General features: G+C 57.8%; 17 protein-coding genes and 1 tRNA gene. 1 reads left to right on the forward strand and 17 read right to left on the reverse strand.

The genetic code is table 11. The annotated features are described in order from the left end of the window. Positions 1-14: 14 nt before the first annotated feature. Positions 15-431 carry a hypothetical protein gene (locus tag LAN64_01845; protein ID MBZ5566572.1) on the forward strand — a complete coding sequence of 139 codons (417 nt, stop codon included), beginning with the start codon at positions 15-17 and terminating at the stop codon, positions 429-431. Between the two features lie 28 nt (positions 432-459). Here the strand turns inward: LAN64_01845 and LAN64_01850 are convergent, their stop codons facing one another. The 17 genes from LAN64_01850 to LAN64_01930 all read right to left on the reverse strand — a co-directional run bounded on the left by LAN64_01850 (position 460) and on the right by LAN64_01930 (position 14,041). Further along, entirely contained in the window at positions 460-873 is a 414-nt protein-coding gene (locus LAN64_01850) for a DUF3168 domain-containing protein (GenBank protein MBZ5566573.1), read from the reverse strand. After that, positions 873-1,163: a phage head closure protein gene (locus LAN64_01855; protein MBZ5566574.1), complete on the reverse strand. Its 291-nt coding sequence runs from the start codon at positions 1,161-1,163 to the stop codon at positions 873-875. Before LAN64_01855 ends, LAN64_01850 begins: the two co-directional genes overlap by 1 nt. Positions 1,164-1,235: 72 nt before the next feature. Further along, positions 1,236-1,958 (reverse strand): head-tail connector protein, encoded by a 723-nt coding sequence (locus LAN64_01860; protein ID MBZ5566575.1) that lies wholly within the window; start codon positions 1,956-1,958, stop codon positions 1,236-1,238. Continuing rightward, the gene (locus LAN64_01865) at positions 1,958-2,710 is read right to left on the reverse strand and encodes a Clp protease ClpP (protein ID MBZ5566576.1); all 753 of its coding nucleotides are present in this window, start codon (positions 2,708-2,710) and stop codon (positions 1,958-1,960) included. Before LAN64_01865 ends, LAN64_01860 begins: the two co-directional genes overlap by 1 nt. Beyond that, positions 2,710-4,359: a phage portal protein gene (locus LAN64_01870; protein MBZ5566577.1), complete on the reverse strand. Its 1,650-nt coding sequence runs from the start codon at positions 4,357-4,359 to the stop codon at positions 2,710-2,712. Before LAN64_01870 ends, LAN64_01865 begins: the two co-directional genes overlap by 1 nt. Then, positions 4,360-6,129 (reverse strand): hypothetical protein, encoded by a 1,770-nt coding sequence (locus LAN64_01875; protein MBZ5566578.1) that lies wholly within the window; start codon positions 6,127-6,129, stop codon positions 4,360-4,362. A gap of 70 nt (positions 6,130-6,199) precedes the next feature. Further along, positions 6,200-7,360 carry a phage major capsid protein gene (locus LAN64_01880; GenBank protein MBZ5566579.1) on the reverse strand — a complete coding sequence of 387 codons (1,161 nt, stop codon included), beginning with the start codon at positions 7,358-7,360 and terminating at the stop codon, positions 6,200-6,202. Positions 7,361-7,878: 518 nt separating this feature from the next. After that, a complete protein-coding gene (locus LAN64_01885) occupies positions 7,879-8,247 on the reverse strand; it encodes a P27 family phage terminase small subunit (GenBank protein ID MBZ5566580.1) in 369 nt (122 codons plus the stop codon). A 549-nt stretch (positions 8,248-8,796) separates the two neighbouring features. After that, positions 8,797-9,180: a hypothetical protein gene (locus LAN64_01890; protein MBZ5566581.1), complete on the reverse strand. Its 384-nt coding sequence runs from the start codon at positions 9,178-9,180 to the stop codon at positions 8,797-8,799. After that, on the reverse strand, positions 9,167-9,850 hold the full coding sequence (locus LAN64_01895) for a glycosyltransferase (GenBank protein ID MBZ5566582.1): 684 nt from the start codon (positions 9,848-9,850) through the stop codon (positions 9,167-9,169). Before LAN64_01895 ends, LAN64_01890 begins: the two co-directional genes overlap by 14 nt. 373 nt (positions 9,851-10,223) lie before the next feature. Next, a tRNA-Gly gene (locus tag LAN64_01900) sits at positions 10,224-10,295 on the reverse strand. Beyond that, positions 10,281-10,838, reverse strand: a complete 558-nt coding sequence (locus tag LAN64_01905) for a GNAT family N-acetyltransferase (protein MBZ5566583.1) — start codon at positions 10,836-10,838, stop codon at positions 10,281-10,283. The genes LAN64_01900 and LAN64_01905 overlap by 15 nt, the downstream gene beginning before the upstream one ends. After that, positions 10,835-11,758 (reverse strand): hypothetical protein, encoded by a 924-nt coding sequence (locus LAN64_01910; protein MBZ5566584.1) that lies wholly within the window; start codon positions 11,756-11,758, stop codon positions 10,835-10,837. The genes LAN64_01905 and LAN64_01910 overlap by 4 nt, the downstream gene beginning before the upstream one ends. Beyond that, a complete protein-coding gene (locus LAN64_01915; protein ID MBZ5566585.1) occupies positions 11,755-12,381 on the reverse strand; it encodes a hypothetical protein in 627 nt (208 codons plus the stop codon). The genes LAN64_01910 and LAN64_01915 overlap by 4 nt, the downstream gene beginning before the upstream one ends. 72 nt (positions 12,382-12,453) lie before the next feature. Beyond that, positions 12,454-12,669 carry a hypothetical protein gene (locus LAN64_01920; GenBank protein MBZ5566586.1) on the reverse strand — a complete coding sequence of 72 codons (216 nt, stop codon included), beginning with the start codon at positions 12,667-12,669 and terminating at the stop codon, positions 12,454-12,456. After that, entirely contained in the window at positions 12,666-12,926 is a 261-nt protein-coding gene (locus LAN64_01925) for a hypothetical protein (GenBank protein ID MBZ5566587.1), read from the reverse strand. Before LAN64_01925 ends, LAN64_01920 begins: the two co-directional genes overlap by 4 nt. A gap of 224 nt (positions 12,927-13,150) precedes the next feature. Continuing rightward, complete coding sequence (locus LAN64_01930) at positions 13,151-14,041, reverse strand: hypothetical protein (protein MBZ5566588.1); 891 nt, start codon at positions 14,039-14,041, stop codon at positions 13,151-13,153. Positions 14,042-14,434: the final 393 nt, after the last annotated feature.

The raw sequence follows: 14,434 nt of genomic DNA on the forward strand, positions 1-14,434 counted from the left end.
CCGAAGGAGGCGAAATGATGAAACGACTGAGCACGATTATGCTATTTAGCATCACGCTGATGACTTGTTCTTGCGCAACTCCGCAGACCCGGGAGCAAGCCGTCGCAGCACCTGTAAGACTAACAGCGGTGCAGCAGGAACAGGTCGCGACGTTCGTGACGTGGGCTCGCACTCTCGACATCGAGCGCCGGGCTTTGATGGACTCGCCGTACAAGAATGACGTGAAGATTCAGAGCTTGGCTGTGACGTCGGACAATTACGTGTGTGCTACCGTCTGGTTTCGTGGTTACAGTCAGTATCACCCAGAGAAGGAATACACGCACCGATACGTGTTGCCTCCAGACATGGCAAGGCCGCTTTTGCAACAAGACGACCATGGCTGGGAAGTATTCGGATGCAATACTGCCACGCAGGTAAAGGAAATGAAGTGATGGAACGGGAGAAGCTGATCGAGAAGGGTTAGACCGGAGGCGACAGGAACTCGCCCGGTGTGTACCAGACGTTGAAATCTACGGCTAGGCCCGCCAACTGTAGCTCTTCGTCTAAGAGGTCAACATCCCCGGCTGGCAAGCAACTGGCAACAAAAGTACCCTCGCTCAGCGTGCCCTTGTAGCTGTCAAGGAGATTGTGAACAGCCTGAGCCAAGTTATCCACTTCTTCAGGTGTATTGCCCCAACAGTCGATCTGCACGCGACGCATCTGTGTGGCGTTCGTGCCCTCCAGCGCATTAATGAACTCGCTGGCTACAAACTTGATGACCACGGTAGGGTAATCGCTCCCCTGGGGGATACGGCCCACGCGCACGCGGTTGCCCACGAGAGCCTGTATGCCCGTGTCTGCCTTCAACAGTGCCTTGAGTCCCTTCTTCAGCATTACTTGGCCTCGATTTCGTAGCAGAGCAGGTTCATCCAAACGCCATGCGTGGGCTTGTTGGGGTCCGTCACGGACTGGATGTAGAACGTCTTGCCTTCGGAGATCACCCGCATCTTTGATTGAATCGCTGCGTTGTAGCGCACGGTGACCACGTGCGTAGCCTTGTCCGCGATCATCTGCGCCCGGATAATGTCGAAGCCAGCCAGGTCGCTGACGTTAGCCGCGACGTTGGCGAGGACCGTCGTGGGCGAGCCGGAGTCATACCCATCGTCGGCATCTACGTTCGGCATAATGATGTCTACCCGGTGGCGGAGATCACCTGCCTTTGGTCCTTCATTTGCGCGAGAGAGCATCCGTTCTCCTTACTTGGGGATGTACAGCGTGCGGAAGCCGGTTAGCAGCCGACGCCAAGTGTGGGCGACTTCCGAAGTCGGGCTAAGAGCCACCAGACTGCGGTTCTCAAACCAGTGACCGGCCAGGAACTTGATGGCGGTCTTAGCGCGGGCCGGTACGCTGGCAGCCCTATCGCCGAAGCCGGTGGTGTACTCGATACGCACGCAGTTCGGGACAGGCATACAAGTGGGCCAGAAGTAGCCGTGGTTTAGGTTGATGGTATTGTTAAACAGATTGTAGCTCTCCGGGCCCAGAGTCTGCTCTTCGCCAGTAGGGTCAACATACTTGATAGAGAGCACTTCCTGTACCGGACGGCGGAGCAAGTCAATAGATGAGTTGCTGGGGTCTACCTGGTAAAAGGATGGCTCATAGAACGGCATGTAGTAGGGCACTGAAGGCAGCAATTCGCTGACGCCCGTGCTGTTAATCGGGAAGCCGGGGAAGCGATCCAGGCTAAGACGCCACGTCTGCGTGATCAGCGCGAACCGCGTGTCGTATTCAAACTGCTCGCGGGCCGCGAGTAAGAACGATTCTACCAGGTTGTATTCCTCGTTCTCCGTCAATGGCGACAGACTGACATACTGCTCCGGTGCGTCAAACCGACTGAAGGCAGCCAGTTGCGCGACCGTAACAGGCTCTACAGCCGGGCCTAGTACCGGAGGCGACCCTCCTAGGATTAGCTCTTCAAACATTATTTGCTCCTCGCGACTGCAATCCTCTTACGGTAGATGTCAATCAGCGGGTCTGCCTCTGCCTCTACTATCGGGGCCGGGGCCACCTCTGGTTCAGTCTTCGGTTCCGGTTCGGTCTTCGATAGTTCTGCCGGAGCGTTCTTGAACACCGACAGATCAAAGGACCGGGTTGACGCCATTGCCTGTGTCTTGGAGCAGGCATCGGCGAAGCCTTTCGTGCAGGCTTCCTCTGACCCCATCCACGTTTCAGCGGCCATCATGGCGAGGATCTTGTCCTTGGCCATTCCCGTCTTGGCGACGTAGATGTCCGCAGCAGAGTTGGTCACGGAGTCCAGCGTATCGGCCATCTTGCGCATGTCCGCGGCATAGCCCGCTTCTATGGCCATGGCCTCATGAAGCATGTACTGTGTCCCCAGACCCATGGTGACCTCGTCGCCAGCGCAAGCGATGAGCGATGCGGCTGACGCTGCCAAGCCGATAACTTTGGCGCTAACCGGCTTGCCGCAACCCTTGAGGATGTTGTAAATCGCGACACCTTCAAATAGGTCTCCACCAGGAGAGTTGATAGACAGGGTCACCCGGTCGAAGTTACCCGCCGCTGCGATGGCTTCGGATACCTGCTTGGCGCAGATGCCCTGACCAAAGCAGTCTTCGCCAATGATGTCGTATACCTCCAGCACCAGTTCACCTGCGTTTGCCTGTGCCGAGAACGACGTGTTGAGCAGCTGTTTGCGAAGCGATAGTGGTTTCATTAGTTGTCTCCTGTGGCGAGTGCTTCTAGTTCGGCGACCGCCCCTGTAAGGTCTTGAAATAGTTGTTCGGGTGGTACGGTGTTGAGCTTCTCTAACCGGACCGCGCAGTACCGCTTGGCTTCCTCTGCTGTAATCTTCAGATTGCCCGCGATGAAGTCTGCGTGGTCGGTGTAGAAGGCTGCAACAGCGTCTTTGCCCTTGGCCCAGAGCTTGGTGACCTGAGTCGATTCCTTCCGGACGCAGCGTTCCGCTTCGCCACGGACGATGGCCTTGAACCGGGCCAGCGTCTCCGCCTTGGGGCCAGCCGGAGCCGGGGCGTTTACCTGGGGCTGAGCAGCGGGTTGCTTCTCGGTCTTCTGTGCCGGCATGAACATCTCGCCCGTATCCGGGTCAAAGACGCCGGAATTGGCCGGGAAGAACAGCTTGTCCCAGCCGTCAACAGGGTCTACGTCGTCAGCCTCGCGACACTCGTTGGGGCTGCGCTGACCGTCTTTGATCAGGAAGCCGTTGGTCTCCGCCCGCTCCTTGGGTGAACCGCGTAGCGTGATGTCCGCGTTGTGCTTCGCGTAGACATAGGCCCGTTCTTCGGGTGGAATCAGGTCTCGCGTAATGGTCTGTTCAAACAGGGTAGTGATGGGCAGCAGAGACGTGCTGAAATAGGTTTCCAGGAAGGCTGAAGTAGCAGCAAACGTGCTGTTCTTCTCGCCGTAGCCGAGCTTCACCATCAAGGGTGCTCCGCCTAGAAGCCTGATGACTTCCTCTGCGTTCCACTTGCGCGACTCTAGCAACTGCGACTCTACAGCCGTGAACATCATCTTCTCGTACTTGATCGAACCGGGTAGGTAGGTGAAGCCACCACGGTTGATGCGGTTCTGGTCACGCAGCCGGTCTACGATCTTCTGTGCCTCAACGTCGGTGACCTCCATTTCCGGGTCGGTAGAGGTCAGGAAGCCCGACATGTTCAACCCGTTGGCGAAGAACTTAGCCGCCGTGCTGTCGGAAGCGATCAGGATACCGATGGCTTCTTTGCCCAGCGTGATGATGGCCTGTCCCTGAATGCTGCTAGCCGAAAGGATTGATCCCCACCAGAGTTCGTCCTTGGTGAAAGTCCTCTTGGAGTGCCCATCTTGGTAGTCAAAGAACAGTTTCGGGGCTTCCCGCCCCTGGGCATCCTTCCTGCGGTAGTCCCAACGCTGCGAAACGCACCAGGGGTTGAGCATGTAGAGACCGAGCACGTCACCCTTCTGGTTTTCAATCTTCTGCACGTAGTAGTTGCCGTTGGTCAGGAGCGACATCACCATGGCCCAGCGGAGTTGAAACGAAGTCGTGTAGGGATTCGGGACGTCCTTCAGCACGCTGTAAAGCGCGTGGTCCAAGGCCCGCTTGGTACGCTGACGCCCATCCGCCATGCGCCGCTCGTAGGTGATGAGAGGCATCACAGCGATGTCGTCGGCTAGCCGCTTCACGCCGGACAGGAAGGTGACGCAGCGCATGGCCGAGTCTTTGGTTACGATGGCGCCCGAAGCCGAAGGGAAGCCAATGAGGGACTGGACTAGGGCCGGGCTGGGTGAATCAAAGGTACTAGGATCGCCGTCGCCGAACTGGTTCTTGAACTTGATGTCCGAGAGACCGAGGGTTATCAATTCCATTTAGTCTTCCTCGCTTGAACTGACCATGAAGAACTTCTTTTTCGGCTTGGCCATGTTTTCCGAAGCCAACGCAAACGCCATAATCATTGCAACCACTCCGTCAATCTTCTCTCGGTTCCTACCCTTGTCCGGCATGATCAGGTTGCCAGCCGGGTAATACTTCCACCGAAGGTTTGCCACCTGCCAGCGGAGTACCGGGTTGTGGTCGTGCGCGATCTCTTTCCGGTCAACTTTCAACATCCAGTCACGACAGGGGCCGCTCATCTTGACGGGCCGCTGCGGAAAGACTTCGCCCTTCTTGTCGTTGGGAAATCCCTCTTCTTCCAAGACTCCCCACAGGGCCGCGCAGTGACTTTCGTCGTATGCAATCTTCTGGAGGTCAAACTGCTTGTTGATTTCCACGATCCGCCGCGCTATGTAGCGATGGTCAACAAAGTCCCCTGGTGTCTTCTCCAGGAAGCCCGCCTCTGCCCATCGATCGTACGGAACACGGTCCCGCTTCACCCGCTGGGCAATGTTCGTCTCCGGAACCCAGAAAAAGGGGAGAACGCGATACCTTTCGCCCTGTAATGAAGGTGGAAATACTAGAAACAAGGCAGACGTGTCATTCCTGAAGGCAGGGTCTAGGGCCGCGTAGCAGCGAAGGCCCGCCATTTCCGTGATGGTTTGCTCGCGAAGCGTCTTCGGATTCGGGTACTTTTCAATCGGTACACGACAGTTCTGATCCCAAATCTCGATGTCTATGGCCGGATCGTCGGCCTCTTGCGACCAGAGATTCAGGCAAAACCGCTTGAAAATGCCGATTTCGCCCGGTTTTCCCTGACTTTCCTTGAACTCCGAGCGTAATTTGTCAATTCCGAACAACCCACCTAGCGACGGATTGCTCTTAGGCCAGTTAGCCTCGTCCTTCCAGTCATCGTCTTGGTCCAGGACATACAGGAAAGGTAGGAACTCGTCATCCGTGGTGTCGTTAGCCGGGTCCAAGCACTTTAGGCCGTGCTCATACTCTTCCCAGCAAGGCAGAGTGCTGTTAGCAGAGTCGCCCGCCGTGCTGATTTCAATCATCAGGGGTTGCTTGCGGGTCCGCCCGCCGTACCGGAGGACTGAGTACAGGCCCGATTTTGTCTTCCAACGGTGTAGCTCATCTATGATGCAGTGGGAGACGATGGCACCATCTTCCGAGTCCGCATCGCGGGCCATTACGCTTAGGCGCGAGCCGGTCTCGCCCACATACAAGGCCAGGACTTGCTTGTCGTCGGTCTTCCCGCCCGATTGCCCGATAGCTCCCTTGAGTTCGGGACTCTTTTTGCGCATCAGCACAGCCTCGGTGAAGCAGACGCGGGCTTGCTTCTTCGTCGTGGCTGCCATAAACACGCGGGCCGACAATTCGCCATCCGCGACCAGGCAGTACAAGGCGAGAGCCGCTGCCAGGGCCGTTTTCCCGTTCTTCTTGGCCACTAACAGCAGAGTTCTCCTGTATCTCCTGGTGCCATCCTTCCTTTTCCAGCCAAAAAGCAGTGCTAGCCAGGTCTGTTCCCAGGGAAGCAGCACAATCGGATCATCGGATTCGGAGGCTACAATGAAGGTTTCTATGAAGCGGATGGGGTTTAGGGCAGCCTCTAGGTCGAAATAGAACGGGAAGTCTGGCTCTCCGACACGCCCTAGGTCAGCTAAATGACGCTGCAAGACACGTTTTATCTGCCTAGAGGCAGCGATCTGGCCAGACAGAATGCCTTCGATGTAGGAATCTACTGCGGGGTTGATGGCCATAAAACCTGATACTGCAAAAGGAAAAGGCCGCCCGGTTTAGAGCGGCCCTTTGTTAGTTGTGGTGAAGGTCTTAGCCAGTGATGGTCCAGATCTTCACAGCCTCCGACACGCGGATGCGCGAGTCGGTACGGCGGTATCCCAGGACGTCCAGGATGCCGTTCTTGATGGAGGTCTGGTCAAGCACCTTCACGTTGATGGCCGGGCCGCCACGGTCCCCGATTACCATGCACGTCTTGAAGTCGCCGAAAGCGACCGCGCCTTCTACCGCAGGAGATGCGCTGTAAACAGGCATCGCGCTGGAGTAGTAGACTTTGAATCCGTGCAGGAAATCTTCACGCCCGGTGGAGACCCAGTAGGGGTTGAACTGGTTGGCAGCGAGTTGCTTTTTGCGCATCGCGATACCAGTTTGGCGGTTCATCAGCCAGTTGGCGTTCGGGTAGTAAGCCGCACGCAGTTCGCCGGTCAGGTCCAGAGCCGCCTCACCGTACTCATCCATCGCGACAGACTGACCTGCGTCAGCGCCGTTCAGGATGCCCATCGGCTCGCCAGAACCGGAACCGTTGATGAACTTGTCCTCTTCGTAGTTCTGGATGCCGCGAGACAAATCGGCAGTCAAGAACGGCTGAAGGGCAGGCACATCCTGCGCCAGTTCCAGGGTTACGGGGACAACCACGCCCGCCATGTAGGCGGTCAGGGTGACCTGCGTGAAGCTAGGAGCTACGCCCGCGAAGGCGTGATCCGTACCACGCGATTCGGCCTTGGCAGCAGCCTGGGTCTTGGTCAACTGAGCAGGCAACTTGATGTCGTTGTCGGTCGGGATGACCAGGGCCAGCTGGCGAATTGCCAGTTCCTGCGGGGCCAGGGGCACGATGGTGCCGTCAACAGTGATAGGAACTAGGTAGCCACCGTCGGTGGTGCCACCCTCGCCTAGTGCGCTGTTGGACGTGTTCTTGAAGCCACCATTCTTGAAGGAGCCGTAGAAAGCCTCGGCATACTCTTCGGAGAAAGTCTGCTTGGAGCCGAACTTCTTCTTGGAGCCGTCGTTGACTACGGGCTGGCTGGTGGGTGTGTTGAGTTCCGCCTTGCCCTTGGCAATGGCGTCGATGCGAGCGACCGTCTGGTCGAGGTCAGCGATTTCGGCAGTGGCTGCCTTGAAATCGGCTTCCTCACCGTCGGTGAGCTTGCGCTTTGCAGTCTCGGCTGTGTTGAGGATGGCTTCCTGCTTGTTCAACAGGTGGGCCTTGCGTTGCTGGAGTTCTTTGCGATCCATATGAGCCTCTAAGTGAGAATTTGTTTGCCCAGTCCTGGATCGCTCGAAAGAGTGTGATTGCGGACGGACGCGCCTCGCGCACCTGTCCTCGAAAGAGTCAGGCTTGTTTGGCCAATCTACTTAGGGGTAGGAAGTCGGTTAATTAGCGAACCACCTGGAGCCGATGGTCACCACTGTTCCAGACTGTCTTCATAGGCCACATGGAAGAGGGGCGGATAGAGGTTTTAGCTGTCTTACGGGTTGGTGGGGTATAATGAGGACATGGCACGCCTAAAAGCAAGTGAAGTGGTCGTTAAGTTGGCAGAATTGATTAACCTGTATGGTAACTGGCCGGTAGTCACTGGCTCTGTAAATCCGGTTACTGACTGTGTAAGGTGGGTCGAAGACGTCATTGCAGCTAATGATCCCTCTGATCAGCGGTCGTTCATTGACGCTAATAAGGTGTTTTACGTCAAGTTTGTCGATTAACCGGCCCGGCCCTAGTTAGCTAGGTGCGCGGGCAGGGGCGGGCCGGGCTTCTTCTTTAGGAACTCCGCGAGCCTGTCTTTTGGCTTCGCATCAACGGCAATCTTGGCCCGGTCGCTCGGTGTCATACCGAACTTAGCACCCAGGGCAATCATCTGTGTGCGCTCTGCGGTCTTGATGGTGCCCTCCGCCTCCTTGGCAAAGAGCCGCACCAGGGCCAGGACATAAGGGAGGTCCCAGGCCGTGGCGACGTCGGGCGGACAGTGCTTCAGGAACCACCTGTACCACTTCTTCTGGAGCTTGGTGAAGTCTTCGGGTGGCTCGGCAGGGAGCGAGCCTTCGGGCTTTAGCTCGTTAGTGCGCTCACGCTCGGGATGGTTCAAGAATGCGCCGCGAGCTTCCAAGATTGCTGTCGGTGTTGATGGTCGGCCCATATAAGTACATTAGAAAGTGGCTTTTTTCGGCGGCATACGCAAAAATGAGCAGCGTAGGCTCTGAAGACAATCACTTACAAGGAATTGACCCCACGCCGGGTACACGTGCCAAGTGCCGCTCCTCCTTGGCAGTCTTGGCATTGTGGTCACTGACGCACATCCCCTGTAGGTTCGCTTCGTCGTAGAATGAGTTCACGTCTCCGTTGTGCAAGGAGACCCAGACCTTGGCAGCGATCTTGTGGTCCGCCACTGTACTGGCCCGGTAGCCGCACGCTACACACAGGGGATCACGAGCGAAGACGCGCTGCCGAGTCCTTGCCCAGCGTTCGGTCTGGTACTCCGCCCGGTAGGGATCGTTCACTCTGCGGTCCTTGTCGTATCCTCGACTATGCGCGACGCTCTCCCGGTCCCTGACCTCTTGGTGGCGAGGACAATATGGACCGGCAGATGTTGTGGAGCATCCTGCACGCAGGCATCGTCTTGCTGGTGCCTTAGGCATCACTTCTTGTCCTTGCGAGTGTCGTCTACCTTGAACTGCTTAGCAGAGTCCGCCAGCAGTTGCGCCCGGACCTCATGGTCGCCCGGCTTCTGCTTGGGCATCTTCTTGAACTCTGCCTCTGTGCGTATGACGAAGTTGCCTTCGCCATCGTCGTCCAGGACTAGACCCTTGCCAACGGATAGCGTCTTAACGACCACCATGTGGCTGGTCTTTTGAGAATAGGCGTGTGGGTTTGTCTCCAGCGCGGTTAGGGCCGCGTCTATAACATCCAGGTTGTGGTCGTTAACGACGCGGACGCATGTTCGTCCTTTGACCAGCCCGTAGTTCTGGCTCTTGTTTGGGTTATCCCCTACGATGTCCTGGGGCTGTCTACCGTATGCCATTGCTCTCCTCCTCTCGGAGTGCTGCTAGGAAGGCCGGTGGCAGTTGGTCGTGTGGCATCGCCGGGAAGCCTTTGTTTCCCAGGGGTGGTTGCCACGTGTTGTACTGGTGCGCCCGCGCTACCAGCAGCCCGCCATCGTGATAGGTCACCAGGCAGCCTTGCTTGGCAGCTGCGGAAGCGAAGGCGGTATCCGCTCCACGGCATACCTCCGCAAAGCGATTCTTCCGCCAGAACTCGCGACGGAAGAACTGCGACGATCCGCAGGCATACTCGCCTTTGCCCGAGTAGGTGTAGCGGTACGTTCTGCCATCACGCATGTCGTAGTAGGGGATGGTGTGGAAGCCGGTTACGCTAGCCGTACCTAATTGACGCAACTGCTCCTCTAGCCGGTTTTCGGCTGACCAATCGTCGTCATCCCAGGCACACAGGAACTCTCCCACGGACTGCTCGCAAGCGAAGTTCATAAGCCAGCCGTGGCCCGGTGTTGGCGTCCGGAAGTAGCGGATGTGGGGATGGAATGGCACAAGATGCTTGATAGGCTCGCGACCGTTGTCCACGACGATCAGTTCGCGGTTCTCGTAGGTCTGCCGCGTGAAGCAATTGATGGCCATCCCGATCAGCGCGGGCCGTTCCTTTGTGGGCATGATGCACGAGATAATAGGATTGCTCATTTCTGTATACCGTGTTCCGGATTTCTCCAAGCAACCAGGGGAACGTCGGTCTTGCGTCGGGCTATCGCCTTGCAAACGTCGCACACGGTCTGCATGAATAAGTGGCCAGGCGAGTTACTTCGGATGGGGTCATGGGGATAGATACCGGGCCAGGTAGGAGAATCGGGGTTGGCGGGAAACTTTATTTTTGGTGTTCGGGCCGCTCGGGGAGGAGACGGGACATGGCGTTCCCGTGAAAGACCCTAGCGGCCCGGACATGACGTGGATGCCCAATAACAGGCAAGGGAGTTAACCCTGCGCGGACGTCCTTGCGGATAGTCCCATCCACGAGTCAGCGCCATGAGTTGTATGAGTACCGGAAAGTCTTTTTCTTTGGAGCGGTCGGGAGGACTTGAACCTCCATCTCCGGGGTGGTGCCCCAGTATCCGACTTAGACGACGTCCGCAATATTGCCCACCATGTTGAACGGTGGCTTCAAGAGAATGGCGTATAGTTCGTCCCTGCCCAGCACGTGCGGGTCAAGCGCAGCGCGGGCCTTCTTGGGGATGCCCTCGGGCCAGTTGCGCGTGATCAACGGCTCGTCAACCACCAGGTGCCCTTGCTTCTCCACTCCCCAGAACTTGTGGCCGAGACCCCGGTGTAGGTAGTAGCCCAGGTCGCTCTGTACCAGGCTCTTCACGCGAAACATGCCGGCCATCAGTGCCTCTTGCATTACGTGGTTGTATAACAGCGTCGCGTAGCCGTTGCGCCGGTACGCTGGCAGAGTGTAGGCCAGATAGAAATTGGCATACTTTCCCCAGCCATCTGCCTTCTTGCCTTTGGCGAAGTAGGTTGCGTGAAAACTGACCGGCTCGCCATCTACGGCTAGCTGGTGCAGCCCGTCCTCGGCATACAGAGCGTAGATGCCCCAGTTCTTAGCCCACTCGCGGTCTTGCCGTGGTGATACCGCGTACCACTGTTCCTTGTTTAGCTGCGTGATTGCGATCATAGTAAGTTGACCAGTTGGCCCGTCCGCTTGTAGTGGTCTAGCCACTCCTCGCGGATGCCCTTCCTCGATAGATACTGTGCCGGGAACACTTCGTCGCGAATCTGCCATAGCGTTTCCCAGTGAACTCCGCACGACAACGGAAAGGCAGCGATCTTGTTAATCTCCTCCGCTTGGCGGTCTAAGTAGAAGCCGGGGTAGACGCGGCCCTCCACCAGTTTGCGGAAGGCGCAGCCGACGGTCTCCATATACATCGCATCAACCGGGACGTCCGGATACCGGGTACGCAGCACGGGCATTAAATTTCCAACTATCTCTGCTGCCTCCTTTGCCGAGACGGCATCCTTGCCTATTAGGTAGGCGTATCCTGTGTGCGATTCCTCCTCCGCGATGTTGATATAGGCATCCGGCTCTAATTTCAACCCGACGCAGCGGACCAGGGTTTCCACGTAGGCTAGGCCCGCGTGCCGCCCGATTCCTTTGACGCGGCGGATCCGCTTGAATGCTTCGCGGGCCGTAGTTGCCCCAGCCAGGTACTCCGCTTGAGGCCGGGGATGTTGCATAGTCTGTAGGTAGGACTCCACAAGAACCTCGAACTGGAACTTGGCCGGGTCGTACTTGGAGGTACGGGCATTCCAGCGTCGGTCTTTTTGAAACAGCGCAAGCCGCTGCTCTGGCGTGAAGTGACGAAACCAGCGCGACAGCCGTTCCCGGTCCACCTTCTCGTAATCAGGGAACTCCTGCATCACGAGAAACACTGAGCCAATGTGGTAGAACGCGGTGTAAAGGAACGTTGCCCACAGTTGCTGCTCGTGGCTTAGTTCGTACCGGCGGAAGATTTCGCGCAGCACAGGGAAGGCCGGGTCTATATCCACCCGCATGTAGGTGTTGTAGTAGGCGAAGAATGCGTCTTGGCGGTTCATAGGCTGTATGTCCTCAATGGGTTAAGCGGACCACAGGCTCCCTCAACGTCGGCAGCAAGAGCCGCCCGCCGAAAGATGTCCGCAGTAGAGCAGAAGCCGGTTAGCCCCAGTGAGGGGACCGAGAATTTGTAGAGCGGGCGAACGTCGTCACGGATTCCCACCAGGTGCCTTTGGTGGTCTAGGATGACCAGGGCGAAGACGGGGGTGGCGATCTGGTCCGTTTCCGTAAGACCCTTGCGAACGGCTCCGGCCAGGTCGTTGCCGAGATACTTGGCGATTTTGAGCAGCAGAATCTCGCTGTCGTTTGCCGTTGCTAAGTTGGACAGCCCATACTGTGGCCCATATTGTGCCGGGGTAGCTTGCGAGATGATGCCGTTGTGGGCTATGGCGATCAGCCCGTTTTCTAGGGGCTGGTTATTCCGCTTGTCGGTGTGGTCCCCGCTGGTGGAGTAGCGGTTATGGAACAGGCCAACCGAGCTAGGCTCCTCGAAGATGCTAGGGTAGCGGGCGATGAACTCCGCGGCAGAGACCGATTCCTTCACCGTGCGCAAGGTGTCGCTGTCCGGGCTGATGTCGGTGTAGCCGGTAGCGTGAAGCCCGCGTATGCTGCTCTCTAGAAGCATCTGCCGCAGGAAGGCTCCTACCAGGCCAGGTTGTTCCCCGTTATATCGGTATCCGATGATTCCACACATTGCTTATGCCTCGTGATCGCTTCCGCGCAGGATGATGTCCGTGGTAGGGACGCCCTCAACCACATAGACGTTGGGTTCGCCCGGCTCTACTTCGCCCGCGCACAGCGGGCACTCCGGGCTTAGGGCCGCCACTACCTGGTCCTGATCGGCGTCCATCTCGTCGTCAGGACAAGCGAACAGAATCTCGCCCTGGTGACCACAATCGAATAAGACGTTCATAGAACCTCCGTATCCGGCATGGTTGCCTGTTCGTTTTCTGCACGTTTCAGCCAGTAGTAACAGCGAATCCAGGCTCGCGAACGGCTGCTGGTCCACCCGTTCCACATGTTCTGGCAATAGCTGCGCAGTTCCAGTGGTAAGGCCCACCAGTGGTTCATGCAGAAGGCATGTGCCCGCTGCTTGCTATTGCCACAGATTTGACAGGTGGTGCTGCGGGCCACGTTATCCGCCATGCGTTGCAATTCTTGTTCGGTCATACCGCTCCTCCAGGGGCGGGGTTAGCCCGCCCGTCTTCAATACGACACATTAAGCAATCGCAGCTGGGCACGTAGCCACAGCGGCAAGGCTGTCCACAGGTGCACAAAGGCTTACGCGGTTTAGGGTTAGGGTTAGTAGTTGCCATGATTTTTGGCCTCCTAGCCCTTATTACTGACCGCCCCCCCGTTTTCCGAATATCCCAGCAAATTTATTTTTGCCCGGTTCAGGGCCGGGCCGTAGCAACCAGGTGGGTGGCTGTTGGGTCTGGTGCTGCGTTACGGCAGGTCCGCTGGCCCGATGGACTGCCGTACCCGCAGCCGCATAGCCCGCAGAAAAACCTGCCGTTGCTCGCCTTGATAGACCAGTCGTGACCGTTGGCTGGAACGGGGGGCTGCGGAATGGGGGGGAGCAGCGTAGCTGCGACGGGTAAACAGGAAATAGCTGCCGGGGGGTCCGGGGGCGAGAAGTCCCCGGTGGGGGGTTCGGGGGGCAAAGCCCCCTGAGGGGGTTCGGGGGTTTCCCCCGTCTGTCCTTCTGTGTCTCGGTCGTCGTCTTTCACAGTAGGCAGTACACTACGTGGGGCAGAAAAGGCAGTATCGGGCTTGTGGACGCCCGATATAGCATCGGAGACGCCCGATTTGGATACACTGCACGCCCGATTAAGCCCCTCGGGGGCGGGCAACCCGCTGGCTACCCGCTGGCAACCCGCGTCACTTGGGAAGATGTCTTCGATATCGGGCGCGTCGGGCTTCTGGACGCCCGATTTGGAAATATCCAGGGTCACGAAGTACTCCTTGGCGAGACCCTTCCCGTTGCTCCTCTTGCCCCGGTCCCAGTCCACGATCTCTAGGTTTTGGAGCCGCACCAGACGCCGGTATGCGCCCTTGGCGTCGGACAGGTGGCAATAGGCCGCTAGCTGATCTTGGGAGGCTACAGTGGTGAACTGAACCCAGCCGTTCCGCACGTCATCCGCCTCAAGGAACGTGTTGCTGTGAACGTATAGGGCGAGCACCATCTCGCGCAGATCGGACGGGACGCCGGTGAGGTTGGCAGAGATTCGCCGGAGCAACCACTTGGTGTTGACGTGTTCACGGGGTTTCTTCTTGGGTGCCATTGTGCCTCTCCTAAGGCAGTTGCGGTCGGGGAGCGGTGTAGGAGCACCGCTCCCCAAGCCCGCATTGAAGTGTCAGCCCGCGTAGCCGACACAACCTAATACCGCCCCGGACAGATTCCTCCGGTTTAATCTACCGGGGCCGGGTTCAGCTAACCTTGGAATTTCTTCCGCCGCGCTGGCCTCGGTTCTCCTGTTCCACCCTTCTCCAGCCTCCGCCGCGCCTTCCGCTCTTTCAGTGTTGCCTTCGCTATCCAGAGGACGGCACCAGCGTCCACTGCTGTCGTCGGGTGTCGCGGGATGTTCAATGTGTATCGGTCTCTGGCAGACGTGATACCTATTGGAGCAGGCACCGTTGCGGTTATTCGGCGGATCAACCCCTTCAACTTCGCGTCG

Source organism: Terriglobia bacterium, from assembly GCA_020073185.1.
Taxonomy (GTDB): Bacteria; Acidobacteriota; Terriglobia; order Terriglobales; family Acidobacteriaceae; genus JAIQGF01.